Origin of the sequence: Streptomyces kunmingensis (assembly GCF_039533535.1) — a bacterium.
Classification (GTDB): Bacteria; Actinomycetota; Actinomycetes; order Streptomycetales; family Streptomycetaceae; genus Streptomyces; species Streptomyces kunmingensis.
This window is the reverse complement of sequence record NZ_BAAATS010000025.1, coordinates 44516-62473: the sequence shown is the minus strand read 5'-3', so window position 1 is coordinate 62473 and position 17958 is coordinate 44516. Positions and strand designations below refer to the sequence as shown.

General features: G+C 70.6%; 13 protein-coding genes and 1 riboswitch. Of the genes, 7 read left to right on the top strand and 6 right to left on the bottom strand.

Annotated features, from left to right (window positions below; all coding sequences use genetic code 11):
- Nucleotides 1-46: 46 nt before the first annotated feature.
- The 3 genes from ABD366_RS28175 to ABD366_RS28165 all read right to left on the bottom strand — a co-directional run bounded on the left by ABD366_RS28175 (nucleotide 47) and on the right by ABD366_RS28165 (nucleotide 4932).
- On the bottom strand, nucleotides 47-1246 hold the full coding sequence (locus tag ABD366_RS28175; RefSeq protein ID WP_324775771.1) for a VWA domain-containing protein: 1200 nt from the start codon (nucleotides 1244-1246) through the stop codon (nucleotides 47-49).
- A gap of 225 nt (nucleotides 1247-1471) precedes the next feature.
- Nucleotides 1472-3814 carry a DUF5682 family protein gene (locus ABD366_RS28170; protein WP_324775773.1) on the bottom strand — a complete coding sequence of 781 codons (2343 nt, stop codon included), beginning with the start codon at nucleotides 3812-3814 and terminating at the stop codon, nucleotides 1472-1474.
- A complete protein-coding gene (locus ABD366_RS28165) occupies nucleotides 3811-4932 on the bottom strand; it encodes an ATP-binding protein (RefSeq protein WP_324775775.1) in 1122 nt (373 codons plus the stop codon). The genes ABD366_RS28170 and ABD366_RS28165 overlap by 4 nt, the downstream gene beginning before the upstream one ends.
- Nucleotides 4933-5114: 182 nt before the next feature.
- On the opposite strand from ABD366_RS28165, the gene ABD366_RS28160 reads away from it, so the two are divergent.
- Both ABD366_RS28160 and ABD366_RS28155 read left to right on the top strand, forming a co-directional pair.
- Nucleotides 5115-6521, top strand: coding sequence for an SWIM zinc finger family protein (locus tag ABD366_RS28160; protein WP_324775777.1), 1407 nt, complete (start codon nucleotides 5115-5117; stop codon nucleotides 6519-6521).
- Nucleotides 6522-6775: 254 nt separating this feature from the next.
- Entirely contained in the window at nucleotides 6776-8362 is a 1587-nt protein-coding gene (locus ABD366_RS28155) for a DUF5691 domain-containing protein (RefSeq protein WP_324774324.1), read from the top strand.
- Nucleotides 8363-8514: 152 nt separating this feature from the next.
- On the opposite strand, the gene icmB is transcribed toward ABD366_RS28155, so the two are convergent.
- The gene (gene icmB, locus ABD366_RS28150) at nucleotides 8515-8931 is read right to left on the bottom strand and encodes a coenzyme B12-dependent isobutyryl CoA mutase small subunit (RefSeq protein WP_324774326.1); all 417 of its coding nucleotides are present in this window, start codon (nucleotides 8929-8931) and stop codon (nucleotides 8515-8517) included.
- A gap of 427 nt (nucleotides 8932-9358) precedes the next feature.
- On the opposite strand from icmB, the gene ABD366_RS28145 reads away from it, so the two are divergent.
- The 3 genes from ABD366_RS28145 to ABD366_RS43550 all read left to right on the top strand — a co-directional run bounded on the left by ABD366_RS28145 (nucleotide 9359) and on the right by ABD366_RS43550 (nucleotide 12198).
- Nucleotides 9359-10477, top strand: coding sequence for a lipase family alpha/beta hydrolase (locus ABD366_RS28145; RefSeq protein WP_324774328.1), 1119 nt, complete (start codon nucleotides 9359-9361; stop codon nucleotides 10475-10477).
- Nucleotides 10478-11066: 589 nt separating this feature from the next.
- Nucleotides 11067-11693: a pentapeptide repeat-containing protein gene (locus tag ABD366_RS43555; protein WP_411293857.1), complete on the top strand. Its 627-nt coding sequence runs from the start codon at nucleotides 11067-11069 to the stop codon at nucleotides 11691-11693.
- Nucleotides 11602-12198, top strand: coding sequence for a M23 family metallopeptidase (locus ABD366_RS43550; protein WP_425576979.1), 597 nt, complete (start codon nucleotides 11602-11604; stop codon nucleotides 12196-12198). The genes ABD366_RS43555 and ABD366_RS43550 overlap by 92 nt, the downstream gene beginning before the upstream one ends.
- A 51-nt stretch (nucleotides 12199-12249) precedes the next feature.
- Here the strand turns inward: ABD366_RS43550 and pcrA are convergent, their stop codons facing one another.
- Nucleotides 12250-14757, bottom strand: coding sequence for a DNA helicase PcrA (gene pcrA, locus ABD366_RS28135; RefSeq protein WP_324774332.1), 2508 nt, complete (start codon nucleotides 14755-14757; stop codon nucleotides 12250-12252).
- Nucleotides 14758-15041: 284 nt separating this feature from the next.
- Nucleotides 15042-15209, top strand: a riboswitch (cyclic di-AMP (ydaO/yuaA leader).
- 7 nt (nucleotides 15210-15216) lie between these two features.
- Between pcrA and ABD366_RS28130 the strand changes: the two genes are divergently transcribed.
- Together ABD366_RS28130 and ABD366_RS28125 are read left to right on the top strand one after the other, a co-directional pair.
- Nucleotides 15217-16401: a C40 family peptidase gene (locus ABD366_RS28130; RefSeq protein ID WP_411293855.1), complete on the top strand. Its 1185-nt coding sequence runs from the start codon at nucleotides 15217-15219 to the stop codon at nucleotides 16399-16401.
- Between the two features lie 25 nt (nucleotides 16402-16426).
- On the top strand, nucleotides 16427-17410 hold the full coding sequence (locus ABD366_RS28125; protein ID WP_324774334.1) for a tellurite resistance/C4-dicarboxylate transporter family protein: 984 nt from the start codon (nucleotides 16427-16429) through the stop codon (nucleotides 17408-17410).
- On the opposite strand, the gene ABD366_RS28120 is transcribed toward ABD366_RS28125, so the two are convergent.
- The gene (locus ABD366_RS28120) at nucleotides 17388-17741 is read right to left on the bottom strand and encodes a hypothetical protein (protein WP_324774337.1); all 354 of its coding nucleotides are present in this window, start codon (nucleotides 17739-17741) and stop codon (nucleotides 17388-17390) included. The two genes, ABD366_RS28125 and ABD366_RS28120, sit on opposite strands and share 23 nt — an antisense overlap.
- Nucleotides 17742-17958 lie beyond the last annotated feature (217 nt).

Here is a 17958-nt window from a genome sequence, read left to right as displayed (position 1 = left end):
CACGGGACGAGGGCGCCTGCGCAAGCCCCGTGTTACCGATGGGTACTCATATCCGGTTTGCTGCCGCTCCCCCGGTTTCGGCCGCCGAGTCGGGTATGGGCAGCGGTCGTTTCTCGATGGCCGCTGCCATGACCTCGGGGAACAGGTCGGGGGTGCAGGCGAACGCGGGTGCCCCCAGCGCGGCCAGCGCCGCCGCGTGCTCCCGGTCGTAGGCGGGCGCCCCTTCGTCGGAGAGCGCGAGCAGCGTCACGAACTGCACCCCGGACGCCTTCATCGCGGCGACCCGCTTCAGCATCTCGTCGCGGATACCGCCTTCGTAGAGGTCGGAGATGAGGACGACGACGGTCTCGGCGGGGCGGGTGATCTGCGACTGGCAGTAGGCGAGCGCCCGGTTGATGTCGGTGCCGCCGCCGAGCTGGGTGCCGAAGAGGACGTCTACCGGGTCGTCGAGCTGGTCGGTGAGGTCCACGACGGCCGTGTCGAAGACGACGAGCCGCGTCTGGATGGAGCGCATGGAGGCGAGCACCGCCCCGAACACGGAGGCGTAGACGACGGACGCGGCCATCGAGCCCGACTGGTCGATGCAGAGGATCACCTCTTTCTTGACGGACTGGGCGGCCCGCCCGTACCCGATGAGCCGCTCGGGCACGATCGTGCGGTACTCGGGCAGGTAGTGCTTGAGGTTGGCCGCGATCGTGCGGTTCCAGTCGATGTCGTGGTGGCGGGGCCGGCTGATGCGGGCGCTGCGGTCGAGGGCGCCGGTGAGGGTGGAGCGGGTGCGCGTGGCGAGCTTCTTCTCCAGGTCGTCGACGACCTTGCGGACCACTGCGCGGGCCGTCTCCTTGGTGGTCTCCGGCATCGCCTTGTTCAGCGAGAGGAGGGTGCCGACGAGGTGCACGTCGGCGTCGACGGCCTCCAGCATCTCCGGTTCGAGCAGCAGCGTGGACAGGCCGAGCCGGTCGATCGCGTCGCGCTGCATGACCTGGACGACGGAGGACGGGAAGTACGTGCGGATGTCGCCGAGCCAGCGGGCCACGGACGGGGCCGAGGCCCCGAGTCCCGCGCTCCGGCTGCCACCGGGGTTGCGTTGTCCGCCGCGGCCCGAGCCGTACAGGGCGGTGAGGGCTCCGTCCATCGCGGCGTCCTGCCCGGACAGTTGGCAGCCGGTGCCGTCGGCCGCGTCGCCGCCCAGGACGAGGCGCCAGCGCCTGAGCCGTTCGTCGCCGGTGGTTGTGCTGGTGGTCATGTCATCGCCCCCGCGAGGTTGTTGGTGCGCCATCTCGTCTGCCATGTGCGCCACGTACGCGACTGCGGTCGTCCCGTCGTGGCTGGTCGCGCAGTTCCCCGCGCCCCTGAAGGTGCTGCGGGGACGATGAGATGGCGCACGAAGTGCGCATCTCAGGGGCGCGGGGAACTGCGCGAAGCAGGACCACGACCCGCGCCCGGCCACGAACCCCCGCCACACCGCTCCTCACCCGCCCTCCCCCGCTCCAGCTCCGGCTCCGGCTCCAGCTCCAGCAACGGCTCCAGCTCCAGCTCCGGCAACGGCTCCAGCTCCAGCTCCAGCTCCGGCAACGGCACCGGCATCGGCACCGGCACCGGCACCCAGCAACATCCGAACCACTGGCACCACCGCGTCGGCCCGTTCCAGATCCAGCTCGTCGGCGAACCCGGAGACCGCCCCCACCCCGGCGGACGCCGATCCCGCGGGGCCACGGCGGACCAGCTCCCCCAGGGTGCGCCGCACCCCGGCCTCGTACGCGGAGAACGTGCGGCGCAGCAGCGGCAGTACATCGGTGAACGCGTCCCCCGACACCCCGGTCAGCCACGCGTCGACCAGGCCGAGCAGCCGCTCGTCGTGGACGAGGAGGAGGCCGCCGCCGGAGCCGCCGCCGACGAAGCCCTCGATCCAGGCGGCGGCATCGACGGGCGGGGTGCCGGGCGAGAGGGCGAGGCCCATCAGCCGTGCGGCGCCGTCGTCGTCGAGTGCTCCCTCGTCCAGCAGGAGGCGGGCGCACCGGCCCCGGATCACGCCGGCCACGCTGTCCCGCGCGGCGAGGGTGCGCAGCACGGTCCGCCAGCGCTCGCGCAGTGCCGCGTCCTCCAGGAGGCCGACGGCGGAGTGCACTCCGTCGACGTGGTCGCGCAGCTGGCCGGCCGCGTCCGTGTCGAGCCCCACGCACGCGGGCGGCAGCCCGACGAAGACCCGCTCGGCCAGCCCGATCGCCACCTCGGCGAGAGCGCCGGTGTCGGTGCCGCGCACATCGCCGTAGCGCAGGGCGCGGACCAGGGCGGGCAGGGCCTGGGCGAGGTGGCCGACATCGGCGTCCAGCGCGGCGCGGTCGGCGAGGATCCGCATCACGACGGGCAACGCGTCGGGCAGCCCCGCCAGCAGGCAGTGCTCGGCGAGCGCGGTGACGTCGGCGAGCGCGGTGGCGGCGACGGCATCCGTCTCGGCCTTGGCGGTCGCCGCCGCGAGCACGGTCGTCCCCCAGATACCGGCCTCGGCGACCCGCACGGACAGCTCCGGCTCCCAGCGCAGCCGCCAGGTCTCGCGGAAGGTGCCGGTGGAGCCGCGGGACGATCTGGCCGGCTCGCCCCAGGCGACGCCGAGCAGGCGCAGGCGGTGCAGCAGGCGGCTGCGCGCGACGTCGGTGTCGCCTCGCAGATCCAGGTCCAACTCCTTCTCCGCCGCGACCGGTTTGAGGCGCAGGCTGCGCTGGAGCCGGGTGAGGTCGCGCTGCAACGGGACGGCGGGCGCGGCCTCGGGCACCTCCCCCAGGACGTCGCCGACCACGAGCTTGTCGTGGATGAGGGAGAGCGGGACGTCCGAGCCCTCGCACAGGACGGCCCGCACCGCGTCGGTGGTCTCCGTGAGTCCGGCGAGCGGCCGCCCGCGCATCACGGCGAGGCTCTCGGCGAGCCGCACGGCCTCGATGACATGGGCGGACGACACGATCCGGTCCTCGTCGCGCAGCAGCCCCGCGACCTTGGTCAGCCACCGCTCCACGGGCCGGTCGGGAACGCTGAACAGATGCCCGTACCAGCCCGGCGACTCGATCCCGGCCCCGTATCCACTGGTGCGGGCGAGCCTGCGGTGGGTCCACGGCACCCAGGTCAGGTCGACCTTCGCCTTCGGCAGTCCCTTGAGCAGGGCGCGGTCGGCGGCGACGGTGGTCTTCCGCCGCAGTGCGGGCACATGCCACGCACCGCACACCACAGCGACATTCTCACCGAACTCCCGTACAGCAGAACGCACTTGGAGCCGCATATGGGCCTCGCGCACCAGATCGTTCCCGTGCCCGCCGTCGCCGTCGGACTCCCGCAGCGCGCCCATGGCCTCGCCGAGTGCGGCGAAGGCGTCGCCCGCGCGGTGCTCGACGACGTCCTCCCACCAGCGCTCCGCGTCGTCGTACCCGGCGGTCTCGGCGAGTACGCGCAGGGGATCGACGCGCACGTCCTCCGCTGCCTCGGCCGCCTCTTCGCCGTCCCGCATCGCCAGACTGTGAGCGGCAGGAAGATCGATGAATCGAACCGGCACCCCACTCCCAAGGGCCCATCGGATGGCGACCCATTCGGGCGAGAACTCGGCGAACGGCCAGAACGCCGACTTCCCCGGCTCGTCCACGACGTGCGCGAGCAGCGCGACGGGCGGCCGCATGTCCTCCTCGGCGGCGAGCGGCACCAGCGCGTCGGCCTCCGGCGGGCCCTCGATCAGCACGGCCGGCGGCCCGGCCGCGTCCAGGGCGCGGCGCACGGCCCGCGCGGATCCGGGCCCGTGATGCCGGACGCCGAGCAGCAGCGGCCCGGTCATGCGCTCACCTCGCGGCAGGCCCGGTAGAAGTCCTTCCACCCGTCCCGCTCGCGCACGACGGCCTCCAGGTACTCCTGCCACACGACCCGGTCCGCCGCCGGATCACGGACGACGGCGCCGAGGATCCCGGCGGCGATGTCCGAGGGGCGCAGCACACCGTCCCCGAAGTGGGCGGACAGCGCAAGCCCGTTGGTGACCACGGAGATCGCTTCCGCCGTGGACAGGGTCCCGCTGGGCGACTTCACCTTCGTACGACCGTCAGCGGTCACTCCGTCCCGCAGCTCACGAAAGACGGTGACAACCCGCCGGATCTCGTCGATCCCGTCGGGAGCGCTCGGCAGCTCCAAGGACCTGCCGACCTGTTCGACGCGACGGGAGACGATGTCGACCTCGGCCTCGACGCTCGCGGGCAGCGGCAGCACCACGGTGTTGAACCGGCGCCGCAGCGCGCTCGACAGATCATTGACCCCCCGGTCCCGGTCGTTGGCCGTGGCGATGAGGTTGAAGCCGCGCACGGCCTGAACCTCCTGCCCCAACTCCGGTATCGGCAGGGTCTTCTCGGACAGGATCGTGATGAGCGTGTCCTGCACGTCGGCGGGGATACGCGTGAGCTCCTCGACCCGCGCCGTCATGCCTTCCGCCATCGCCCGCATGACAGGACTCGGCACGAGAGCGTCCCGGCTCGGCCCGTGGGCCAGCAGCTGCGCATAGTTCCACCCGTACCGGATGGCTTCCTCCGGTGTACCGGCCGTGCCCTGCACGAGCAGGGTGGAGTCGCCGCTGACGGCGGCGGCGAGATGCTCGGACACCCAGGTCTTGGCGGTCCCCGGCACGCCGAGCAGCAACAGCGCACGGTCGGTCGCCAGCGTCGTCACGGCGACCTCGACGATGCGGCGCGGCCCCACGTACTTCGGCGTGATCACCGTCCCGTCGGGCAGGGTGCCGCCGAGCAGATAGGTGGCGACGGCCCAGGGCGACATACGCCAGCGGGCGGGCCGCGGCCGGTCGTCCTGGGCGGCCAGCGCGGCGAGTTCACCCGCGAACGCGTCTTCGGCGTGGGCCCTCAGCACCTCACCTTCGGCGTGCTCCCCGGCCCGGTCCTCGACGGAAACGGTCATGGCTCTCCCCCACCTTCTGTTTCGCCCAACGGGAACCATCACGACGAGAAGCTGACGCCTCCGTCGCGCTGATGGATCCAACGGTGCACCACACCACTGACAATCACCGGCGCCCACCACATACCCGCAGCTCAAACGGCTGTGGACCGGAATTGTCAGTGGGAGGATCTACCGTCGAAGACATGACTCAGCAGGGGGTGCGCTGGACGACGGATCAGGTGCTGGCACTGGCGCCTGACGCCGCGTCACGCAAGGCGGGAAGCAAGCTCGGAGCGGCGGGGCCCTGGTCGGAGACCGGGAGTTCGGACGAGGGGGCGGTATGGGGACTGTGCAAGGGCAGCGGCAGCAAGCCGTACCAGACGATCGTGGACACCGGCGGTGGGCCGGCGGGGACGGGCACGGCGTACAAATGCACCTGTCCGAGCAGGAAGTTCCCGTGCAAACACGCGCTGGGACTGCTCCTGCTCTGGGCCTCAGGAGCCACACAGGTACCGACCGCCCAGGCCCCGGACTGGACCGAGCAATGGCTTGAGAACCGCAAAAACCGAGCGGCACAGAAAAGAACCGAGGCAACAGCACCGGACAGCGCCGGCGGCCCGGCCGACCCGGAGGCGGCACGGCGCAGGGCGGAGCGCCGAGCACAGCGGGTCACCGCGGGTGTCACGGAGTTGGAGCAGCGCCTCACCGATCTGCTCCGGGGCGGTCTGGCGCAGGCGGAGCAGGCGGGTTACGGGCTGTGGGAGGAGACGGCGGCCCGCATGGTCGACGCGCAGGCACCCGGACTGGCGGCGCGGGTCCGCGAACTGGGGGCGATTCCCGCATCGGGCCCGGGCTGGCCGATGCGCCTGCTCGAGGAGTGCGCCCTCATCCACTTGCTGAACAAGGGCTGGCAGCACCAGTCAGCGCTCCCCGAGCCCCTGGCAACAACGGTCCGCTCCCGCATAGGCCTCCCCGCAACACCACCAACACAGCCACCGCTCAGGGACAGCTGGCTGATCCTGTCCCAGTACGACAGGACGGACGGTCACCTCACCACGCGCCGCATCTGGCTGCACGGCACGGAGTCGGACCGCACGGCCCTGCTCCTCTCTTTCGGAGCGGCAGGCCGAGCACCATCCCTGGCACTACCACCGGGCCTGACCATAGACGCGGAACTAAAAACACACCCAGGAGCAACCCACAGAGCAGACCTGACAACCCACCACGGAACACCACCCCAACCGCCATCACCACTAGGCACCCACAGCCCCACCGGGGTGGACGTACACACAGCCCTGACCGCATACGGCCAGGCCCTCACAGCAGATCCATGGCTGGACTCCTGGCCGGTGACACTGGCAGAGGTCATACCGACACGGACACCCGACGGCACCGGCTGGCAACTGGCAGACGCGGCAGGCAAATACGCCCTCCCCCTGACCCCCCGCGCACCCACACCGACCCCCACACCCCTGCCCCCAAACCTATGGCGCCTCATAGCCCTGTCAGGCGGAGCCCCGGTGACGGTCTTCGGCGAATGCGGCCACGCAGGCTTCCACCCCCTGTCGACCTGGACACAGAAGAACCCGGAGATCATCCCGCTCACTTGACGGAACCCCACGCACGGCAAGCCACGTAGGAGACGGCGGCCCGGTCGGACAGCGACACCGGCGTGCAGACGCGTACGAGACGGACGGGCGGGGACGGGTCGGTGTGCCCCCGCAGGACTCCGCAGGAACCCAGTCCCGGCCCACCCGCCAACGGCGGACGACAGGCGTGGAGACCGAACCGGCCGAGGAGGTACACCGACCCGGCCCCGCCCAACCCACAACAGACGGACCCACAGCAGAGCAGAGGAGCGAACATGGCAGGCAGCACGGCAGGCGGCAGCCCGACCTCCACACCCTGGGACGACCTGGTGACAACCGCCCTACTGGGCACGGACCGCCGTTCGACCATCACCCCGGAGGCCCTGCTCGACGAGGCGGCGACCCAGACCGTACGACGCCGAGCGGGCCTGCGCCCGGCCCCGGCAGCCACCCTTCCCGAGCCCGCCCCCGCGGACCCCCGCCCCGCACTGCCGTCAGCCGCCCGCAGCCGCCTGACGATGCTGCTCACCGACCGCCCCGGCACCCCCACCCGCAGAGGCACCGCACCCGACCTCCTGGAGTTGCTCCCGCAGTGGCTGGCCACGGCCAACGACCACGGTTACGCTCCCCCGCCCGAACTCCTCCCGGCCCTGCTGGACGCGGCCCGGGGCCGCACGGACCTGCGCCAGGGGGCGCTGACGTTCGCGGGCCCGCGCGCCCTATGGCTGGCGCGCCTCAACCCGGACTGGAAGTTCGCGCTGCGCGCCACGCCGGGCGCGGGCACGGCGCTGCCCGCGCCGGAGGAGACGGAGGAGGTGGAACGCCTGTGGGAGGAGGGCCTGTTCGCGGAGCGGGTAGCGCTACTGGCGGCGGTCCGAGCGCACAACGCGGAGACGGCCCGGGACCTCCTCGAGAAGACGTGGAGCAAGGAGCGGGCGGAGGACCGCCTGATGTTCCTGGACTCCCTGCGCACGGGACTGAACGACGCGGACGAGCCGTTCCTGGAGCGAGCGCTGACCGACCGCAGCCGCAATGTCCGGGCGACCGCGGCCGAACTCCTCTCCGCGCTCCCGCACTCGGCGCTGGCGGGCCGGATGGCGGACCGGGCGCTGTCCTGTGTGGCGCTGGACCGTACGACGGGGACGGTCGTGGTGGAGGCCCCGCACGAGTGTGATGTGGCGATGGAGCGGGACGGGGTGGTGGCCAAACCGCCCGCGGGCAGGGGCGAACGGTCGTGGTGGCTGGGCCAGTTGACAGAGGCGGCACCGCTGGGCCGCTGGCCGGCGAGGTTCGGCGACCGTACGCCGGAGGAGATAGTGGCGCTGCCGGTGGCGGACGACTGGCGGGGCGAGTTGCACGCGGGGTGGTGCCGGGCCGCGGTGCGCCAGCGGGACATCGGCTGGTCGCGGGCGCTGCTGGGGTCCGCGACGGCGCCGGACGCGGCGGGCCCGGGGGCGGTCTCGCTGGCGGAGCGGTCGAAGCTGCTGGCGGCGTTGCCGGCGGCGGACCGGGCGGAGTGGGTGGCGGGGTTCATCGCGGCGCACGGCTTGTCCGAGGCGTTCCAGCTGCTCGGGGTGTGCGCGACGCCGTGGGCGCCTCCGCTGGGCCGGGCGGTGGTGGATGCGCTGAACATCGCGCGGGACGCGGGGAGTTACCCGTGGAGTTTCAGCGGGGTGATGGGCCTGGCCGAGCGTTGCCTGGACCCGGAGGAGGCGGTGCGCCTGGAGGGACTCACGGCCGCGGTGGAGGAGACGGAGGACACGGCGCCGGGGGCCGGGGGGTACTGGGCGGAGGCGTTCCAGCGCTTGGTGGGCACGTTGCGGCTACGCAGAGCGATGCGTCAGGAACTGACGCCCGCCTGACACCGACCCGAACCAGAGCCCGCACCCAAGCCCACCCCGAACCCGAGCCCGGCCCACCCCGAACCCAAGCCCGGCCCATCCCGAACCCAAACCCAAACCCAAGCCCCGTCAAGCCCGGCCCAGCCCAGATCCATCCCACCCCCCGGCAGGGGCTACGCCCCGGCAGGCTGCCGCACGTTGGCCCGAACCCAGTCGACGATGGACGCGGTGGTCGCGCCGGGGGTGAAGATCTCCGCGACGCCCTGTTCCTTGAGGGGCGGGATGTCGGCTTCGGGGATGATGCCGCCGCCGAAGACCTGGATGTCGGCGGCGTCGCGCTCCCGCAGCAGTTCGATGACGCGGGCGAAGAGGGTGTTGTGGGCGCCGGAGAGGATGGAGAGCCCGATCGCGTCGGCGTCCTCCTGGATCGCGGTGTCGACGATCTGCTCGGGCGTCTGGTGCAGCCCGGTGTAGATGACCTCCATGCCGGCGTCGCGCAGCGCCCGCGCGATCACCTTGGCCCCGCGATCGTGGCCGTCAAGTCCCGGCTTCGCGACGACCACGCGGATCGGACCGGCTGCCACACCCATCACTGCCTCCATGAAGTGACTGACTCCCGGAGCCTTGGTACCCGGGGCCCGGGTTCCGGATACCCGAAGCGGATACCCGAAGTGAACGAACGTTATCCACAGCATCCCGCAACCGGCCGTTTCACGGTGCACGGCGAGGGGGAAATCACACGTGGGACACGTTCGCTGCGCGCCGCACCCGTATCAGCCGGCTGATCAGCCGCTTCCGGGACAGGCGCGAGGGGAGCCGCTTCGAGGACGCCGGGCCACCGTGCGGCCGGCCGCACGGCACGGTGGCACGGCGGATGGCCGGGCGCGTTGCGCCAGGCCGTCATACGGACCGGCGGGCTGACACGTCGGCCCCACCGTGGGACCTGCTTCGTTCGGCTTCCCATGAGCGCACACGGGGGACAGAGACTCCCTCTGTGTGCCGACGGGAGGCTGACCGATGAAGGTCACAAGGACCCTGCCCTTTCGCCCGCGCTGCCATCTGCTGCCGGCCAGACTGGCCGGGCTGTCGATCGCGCTGCTGAAGGCGACGGCACTCGAGCTGGCGATCCTGGCGGGGCACCTGCTGCTCTACCCCTCGGGCATCCTCCCGGAACGAAGGCATCCGGGGGCGCTTCCGCTGCTGTCGTCACAGGACGCGGCGCTGACACCGGCGGAGCTGGCGGAACTCAACGGTCTCGGCGACCACGCCGGGCACACCGACCACGCCGCACACGCCGCACACGCCGCACACGCCACACACAGCACCCAAGTCGACCACGCCCAACCCCCCACCCTCCCCCACAAAGCCACGCACGACGCCACGCACGACGCCTCCCCCGACACCACGCGCAACGCCACCCCCGACGCCCCCGCCGAACTGAAGGGCATGGGCGGATTGGCGGACGCGCCGCGTCTGCCGGCTCCCGAGAAGCCCCCGGTACTGCTGCTGCACGGCTTCATCGACAACCGTTCGATCTTCGTCCTGCTGCGCAGGTCTCTGGCGCAGCACGGCAGGCAGCAGATCGAGAGCCTCAACTATTCGCCGCTGACCTGCGACATAAGGACCGCGGCGGCTCTGCTGGGGCGGCACGTCGAGGAGTTGTGCGAGCGGACGGGCCAGGAGCGGATCGACATCGTGGGGCACAGTCTGGGCGGGCTGATCGCGCGTTATTACGTGCAGTGCCTGGGCGGGGACCAGCGGGTGCGGATGCTCGTCACGCTCGGCACCCCGCATGCGGGCACGCGGGTCGCGCCGCTGGCGGACGCGCATCCGATCGTGCGGCAGATGCGCCCGGGATCGTCGGTGGTGGAGGAGTTGAAGAGGCCGGCGCCCGGTTGCCGTACGCGGTTCGTGAGTTTCTGGAGCGATCTGGACCAGTTGATGGTGCCGCTGGAGACGGCGTGTGTCGACCACGCGGATCTGCTCGCGCAGAACGTGCGGGTGACGGGCATCGGACATCTGGCGCTTCCGGTGCATCCCGCTGTCGCGACGGGCATCCGTCAGGCGCTCGACGCCGACCCGACGAGGGAGGGAGCACACGCCGCCGACTCGGTCGGCGGTCTGACGGTGGCGTGAAGGCCACGCTCGCAGCGTCGGGCAAATCCGGCGAATCGTCGAACGCACCTCGAACTCAGCGCCAAAGCTGTGCCCACAGTTCACCGAAAGGCGGCTGATTGCCCGATTCTGCGGGGCATGAAACCTGCCGAAGATTGTCGTGCGCTCGTACTGCCGGGTACAGTCGCCGCACTGCTCTGGCAGCCCCTGTTGTCGAGGCGAAAGAGAAGTTGGTGAACGACCGTCATCCGTCGGGGACCGCGCATCACGCGGCGCACGACGGTTACTCCACGACCGGCTTCGCCACCGACCCGCTCTTCGGTGACATGCCGGGCGGCGACGCGTACGCCACGGGTGCCCACGAAACGGGTTCCTACAACACGGCTTCTTACGACACGGGTTCGTACGACACGGGCCAGTGGTCCACGCAGCCCCCGCAGCAGTACGACACGTCGCCGTACACCATGCCCACGTACGACACGGGCGCCTACGACACGGGCACGTACGACACCGGTGCCTACGCGATGGGCGCGTACGACACGGGCACGTACGACACGACCGCCATGTGGGCGGCGGACTCCGCGGGTTACGACCAGCAGCACACCGGCCAATGGCCCGCGCAGACATACGACCCGCAGACATACGACCCGCAGACTTACGGGACGCAGCCCCCCGAAGCCCAGACCTTCGCGACACAGACCTTCGCGACACAAAGCTTCGAGACGCAAAGCTTCGAGACGCAGACCTTCGAGACTCCGGTCTTCGGGACGACGCCCTACGACACAGGCGCGTACGACGCCACGGCGTGGAACTCCGACGGGACAGCCGTGCACGACTACGTGCCGGAGCAGTACAGCCCCGCCGAATACCCCCAGGTCCACGAAGAACACGAGCACGAACCCGAACCCGAACCCGCGCCCGAACCCGACGCCGAAACCCCAGAGTTCGCCCCCCTCGCCTCCTCCTCCACCCCCGCCCCCGCCCCGGCCCCCCGAGGCACCCGCTCCCGCCGCCGCACCCCCGCCAAGCGCTCCGCGCTGCTGACCGTCGCCGTGCCTTCGGCATGTGTGGTCGGGGTGGCCGGGATCGCGGCGGCGTCCGTGGGCACCTTCGGCGGCGACGACGAGGGCAGGGAGACGCAGGCGATGTCGGCGCCGGACGCGACCGCGGTGAAACCTTCCGTTGCCAACAACAAGCTGGACACGCAGCTGAAGGATCTGTCCGCGGACGCGGGTGACTTCGCCGACCGGGCGAGCCGCACACAGGAGCGGATCGACCTGAAGGCGAAGCAGGAGGCCGACCGCAAGAAGGCCGCCGATGAGGCCGCGCGCAAGGAGGCGCTGCGCCCCAAGTTCGCGCTGCCGGTGAAGCGGCACGGGCTGAGCGCCTACTACGGTCAGGCCGGCATCAACTGGATGTCCGTGCACAGCGGCATCGACTTCCCCGTCTCGTACGGGACCGAGGTGATGGCGGCGACGGACGGGACCGTGCGGACGCAGTGGAACAGCGCGTACGGGAACATGGCGATAGTCACCGCCAAGGACGGTACCGAGACGTGGTACTGCCACCTGTCCTCGCACACGGTGATGAGCGGACCGGTGAAGGCCGGTGACGTGATCGCGCACTCGGGCAACTCGGGCAACTCGACCGGGCCGCACCTGCACTTCGAGGTACGACCCGGCGGCGGTTCGGCGATCGACCCGCTGCCGTGGCTGCGCAGCCACGGCCTCGACCCGTCGTAGAGCCTCTCCTCGGAGGGCCTGGACCCTCCGAGCGCGGGCTACGACTTCTGACTACAGCTTCTCCACCGGCGCATACCGCAGCAGCAACCGCTTCGGCTTCGGGTCGCCGAAGTCGATCGTCGCCTCCGCGTTCCCGCCCGATCCGCTCACGCCCACCACCGTGCCGAGGCCGAACTGGTCGTGCGTGACGCGGTCGCCGACGGCGACGGACACCACGGGCTTCTCGTTGGCGCGGCGTGTGGCGAACGCGGGTGTCGTACGGGAGCGGGACGAGGACAGCGAGGCGGCGATGCCGCCGCCGATGCCCTTGGTGGAGGGCGCGGGCGCGGAGCCGCCCTTGCGCTTCCACTCCAGATGCGTGTCCGGGATCTCTTCCAGGAAGCGGGACGGCGGGTTGTAGGAGGGCTGTCCCCAGGCGCTGCGCATGGACGAGCGGGTCAGGTACAGCCGCTCCCGCGCGCGCGTGATGCCGACGTAGGCGAGGCGGCGCTCCTCCTCCAGTTCCTTGGTCTGTCCCAGGGAGCGCATGTGCGGGAAGACGCCGTCCTCCATGCCGGTCAGGAAGACCACGGGGAATTCGAGGCCCTTGGCGGTGTGCAGAGTCATCAGGGTGATGACGCCGCTGCCGTCGTCCTCCTCGTCGGGGATCTGGTCGGAGTCGGCGACGAGCGCGACGCGCTCCAGGAACGCGGACAGATCACCGCTGCTCGCCGTACCCTCACCTTCCGCGTCCGCACTCTCTGCACCCTCCGCACCCTGGGCGGATTCCTGCTCGAACTCCAGGGCCACGGCGGCGAGTTCCTGAAGGTTCTCGATCCGGGTCTCGTCCTGCGGGTCGGTGGAGGACTGCAACTCGGCGAGGTACCCGGTGCGTTCGAGGACGGCCTCGAGGACCGTGGCCGGTCCGGCGCCCGACTCCACGATGGTCCGCAGATCTTCCATGAGGGTGTTGAACCGCTTCACCGCGTTCGTGGAGCGGGCCGCCATGCCGTACGCCTCGTCGACGCGGCGCAGGGCCTGCGGGAAGGAGATCTTCTCGCGCTGGGAGAGGGCGTCGATCATGGCTTCGGCGCGGTCGCCGATGCCGCGCTTCGGCACGTTCAGAATGCGGCGCAGGGGGACGGAGTCCTCGGGGTTCGCCAGCACGCGCAGATAGGCGAGGACGTCCCTGACCTCCTTGCGCTCGTAGAAGCGGACGCCGCCGACGACCTTGTAGGGCAGGCCGACGCGGATGAAGATCTCTTCGAAGACACGGGACTGCGCGTTCGTCCGGTAGAAGACGGCGACGTCGCCGGCCTTCGCCTCGCCCGCGTCCGTGAGCCGGTCGATCTCCTCGGCGACGAACTGGGCCTCGTCGTGCTCGGTGTCCGCGACGTAGCCGGTGATCTGGGAGCCGGTGCCCGCGTTCGTCCACAGGTTCTTCGGACGGCGCGACTCGTTGCGCTCGATGACCGCGTTGGCGGCGCTGAGGATCGTCTGCGTGGAGCGGTAGTTCTGCTCCAGGAGGATCGTCGTCGCGTCCGTGTAGTCCTCCTCGAACTGGAGGATGTTGCGGATCGTGGCGCCGCGGAACGCGTAGATCGACTGGTCGGCGTCACCGACGACGCACAGCTCGGCCGGATCGGCGTCGTTGCCCTCGGCGTCCCGGGCCGGCCCGACGAGCTCGCGCACGAGCGCGTACTGCGCGTGGTTGGTGTCCTGGTACTCGTCGACGAGGACGTGCCGGAAGCGGCGGCGGTAGTGCTCGGCGACGTCGGGGAACGCGCGCAGCAGGTTCACCGTCGTCATGATCAGGTCGTCGAAGTCGAGGGCGTTGGCCTCGCGCAGCCGCGACTGGTACATCGCGTAGGCCTGGGCGACGGACTTCTCGAACCCGTCGGCGGCCGTCTTCGCGAAGTCCTCCTCGTCGATCAGCTCGTTCTTCAGGTTCGAGATCTTGGCGCTGAAGGACTTCGGCGGGAACTTCTTGGGGTCCAGGTCGAGGTCGCGGCAGACCAGGGCCATGAGGCGCTTGCTGTCGGCGGCGTCGTAGATCGAGAACGACGACGTGAAGCCGAGCTTCTTCGACTCGCGGCGCAGGATGCGCACGCAGGCGCTGTGGAAGGTGGACACCCACATGGCGTTCGCGCGCGGTCCGACGAGGGCCTCGACGCGCTCCTTCATCTCGCCCGCGGCCTTGTTCGTGAAGGTGATCGCGAGGATCTGGCCGGGGTGCACGCCGCGCTCGGCGAGGAGGTAGGCGATGCGGTGGGTGAGGACGCGGGTCTTTCCGGAGCCGGCACCGGCGACGATGAGCAGCGGGGAGCCACCGTGCGCGACGGCCGCTCTCTGGTTCTCGTTCAGCCCGTCGAGCAGGGCCGCCGGGTCCAGGGCAGGCCGGGGCGCGCCGTCACGGTAGTACGCGTCCCTGGCCGGGGGCACGTCGAACTTCCCGCCGAACAGGTCGTCCGGGATCGGCTCCGGCGCCGGTCCTTCGTGCTCACTGTCGGGCGGCGGCGGGGGCTCCTCGGTCCGGTTCTGGAGGCCCGCCAGGAAGCTGTCGTCAAAGAGGCTGCTCATCGCCTTACGAGTTTAGGGCGCCCCACTGACACGCCGCTCCCGCCTCCACAACAAAGCCCGTACGCGCAGGTCAGGGCGGTACTCGAACCCGTACGACAAAGCGGTCGCACACAGTGACGACCGCATGACAGTACGGTGAAGGCGCCGCCGGAGTGGCTGCGGAGTAGCCAAGGTCACGAAAATGTATCGGGCATTTCGAACATCAACCTTCACAGCAGCAACACGAGTTGGCTACCGTGCTGCGCGGGCAGTCCGTCCCCACGACCGCGAGCACCGCGGCGAGCGGGCAGCCCCCGCTGAGTCCCGTACGCCGCGAGGCAGGGAACCGGGGACCCAACCGACCTTGGGGTGAATCGCCTCGACGGCCCGCAGCGCCGGGCAGTCGACCGTAGGGCAGCCTTCCGTACGCCCGAACCCGACAGCTAACCCGGTAGGCGGACCACGGAAGGAGTCGCCTCCTTGGCGTCGCACCGCAAGCCGCGCATCCGGTCCCGGATGACCGGCGGCCTTCGCACCACTCCCGCGGTCGGGATCACGACCGCCGCCCTCACCTCGGTCGCCCTCCTCTCGCAGACGGCCCAGGCAGCGCCCGCGCAGCCGCAGCGGCCGAGCCTCGAGGAGGTACAGAAGAAAGTCGACAGTCTGTACCGGCAGGCCGAGGTCGCCACGCAGAAGTACAACTCCGCCAAGGAGCAGACCGACAGCAAGAAGAAGCAGGTCGACAAGCTGCTCGACGACATCGCGCAGCGCACCGAGAAGATGAACTCGGCCCGCCAGGAGCTGGGCCGGTTCGCCGCCCAGCAGTACCGCACGGGCGGGATCAGCGATACCGCGACGATGTTCCTCGCGGACGATCCCGAGGACTACTTCGCGCAGAACCGGCTGATGAGCCGGATGACGGCCGACCAGAAGAAGGCCGTCGACAACTACCAGGAGCAGCAGCTCACCACCGCGAAGAAGCGCACCGAGGCTCAGGAGAACCTGCAGCAGCTCACCTCCTCGCAGACCGAGCTGAGCACCTCGAAGCAGAGCGTGCAGACGAAGCTCTCCGACGCGCGTGAACTGCTGTCCAAGCTGACCGCCGAGGAGAAGCAGCGGCTCGCGGCGATCGAGAAGAAGAAGGAAGAGGCGGCCCGCAAGAAGGCCGCGGAGCTCGCCGAGAAGCAGAAGGCCGAGGAGGAGAAGAAGCGGCAGGCGGCCGAGGAGGCGGCGCAGCAGGAGAGCTCGGGTTCCGGTTCGTCCGGCGGCTCTTCCGGCACGCCGTCCGGCAGTTCTTCCGGCTACGCCGCCAAGGCCGCGAAGGCGCTCGCGTTCGCCAAGTCCCAGGAGGGCAAACCGTACGTGTGGGGCGCCACGGGCCCGGACTCCTACGACTGCTCGGGGCTCACGCAGGCGGCGTGGAAGGCGGCCGGCATCACTCTGCCGCGCACCACCTGGGACCAGGTGGAGTTCGGCACGACCGTCTCGCTCTCCGCCATACAACCCGGTGACCTGGTGTTCTTCTACGACGACATCAGCCACGTCGGTCTCTACCTCGGCGACGGCATGATGATCCACGCGCCGAAGCCGGGCGCTTACGTCCGCGAGGAATCCATCTACTACGACGGCACCGGCTCGATCCACAGCGTGGTGCGCCCCGCCTGACGCCGGTCGTGGTTACGTTCGGGCGGTGCAGCACTCCCGTCCGAACGTGACCCCGCGGCCCTTCGGGTCCCGGTTCCCGCCTGCCGCGGGCGCCGCCGTGATGGCGACCGGCATCGTCTCGGTCGGGTTCCGTCTGACCGGCCACGACGTCCTGTCCGGCATCCTCCTGGTGCTCGCCGTCGCACTCTGGGTGCTTCTGGCGGCCGACTTCACGCTCCGCCTCATGCACGACCGCAGCCGCTGGCGGCACGAGGCGATCTCCCCGCCCGCGCTGACCGCCGTCGCGGCGACGTGTGTGCTCGGCACCCGGTTCTCGCTGCTCGGCCGGCAGTGGCTCGCCTCGGCGCTGCTGGTGATCGCCGCGCTCGCCTGGCCGGGGCTGCTCGTCGCCGTCGTACGGCACTGGAAGCGGCGGATGCCCGGGGCGGTGTTCCTCGCGTGCGTGGCCACGCAGGGGCTCGCCGTGCTCGGGGCGACACTGTCGGCGGCCGTGGGCGTGCGGTGGCTCGGCTACGCGGCGGTGGTGGTGTTCTGGTTCGGGCTCGTGATGTACGTGGCGGCGTTCGCCCGCTTCGACCGGCGGCAGGTGCTCACGGGCGCCGGGGACCACTGGGTCGCGGGCGGGGCGCTGGCCATCTCGGCGCTCGCCGCGGCGAAGCTGGTGCTGGCGGGGCGGGCCGGCGACCTCTGGAACTCCGATGTCACCGGGGTGCTGCGCGACATGTGCGGGGTGCTGCTGACGCTGGACGTGGCCTGGTACGTGGTGCTCGCGGTGGCGGAGGTGCTGGAGCCGCGGTTCACGTACGACGTGCGGCGCTGGTCGACGGTGTTCCCGATGGGGATGACGGCGGTGGCGACGCTGACGGTGGCCACCGCCGTGGAGACGCCCTGGCTCAAGGCGCCGGGGCAGGTGCTGCTGTGGATCGCGGCGACGGTCTGGCTCGTCGTGGCGACCGGGGCGGTCAGGTCCCTCGGCCCGCCTTCGCTCAGGTCCAGAGCACCGCGATGAAGATGTTGGCCATGGTCAGCCCGCCGACCGCGGCGAACAGGCCCTTCTCCGCCGTCTCCTCGTCGCGCTTCACGTACACGATGCCGAGGACGACGATCAGGACGGCCAGCTTCACACCGATCTTGATGTTGTTCACGGTGTTGTCGTCGGCCTGATTCAGGCCAACCAGGGCGATGCCCGTCACCAGCATCGTCAGGGCGCCGTGCAGCATGGCCTTGTTGAAACGGGCGTTGCCCTGCTTGATCGCCGACATCTGTGTGAGGAAGCCGCCGAGGAGCGCGGCGATGCCGATGATGTGCAGGCCGACGAAGAAATGGATGAGTACGTCCATGGCTCCGGAGCCTAGCGGGGCGCCCCTTTCCTCTCTTCGCCGGGCGCCCCCGGGCAACCGGCTGTCACTCTCTGCCACCACCCGTAACAAACGAGCCACTTCCGAACAATCCAACGCCAACCCGTGACGCCGAGGTTTAGCGTCCTTCCTCGGTGACCGGCTCCCCACCGCCGCCCGGGCCAGGGGCGGCAGTCGGACATCACCGCCGAGAAAAGCC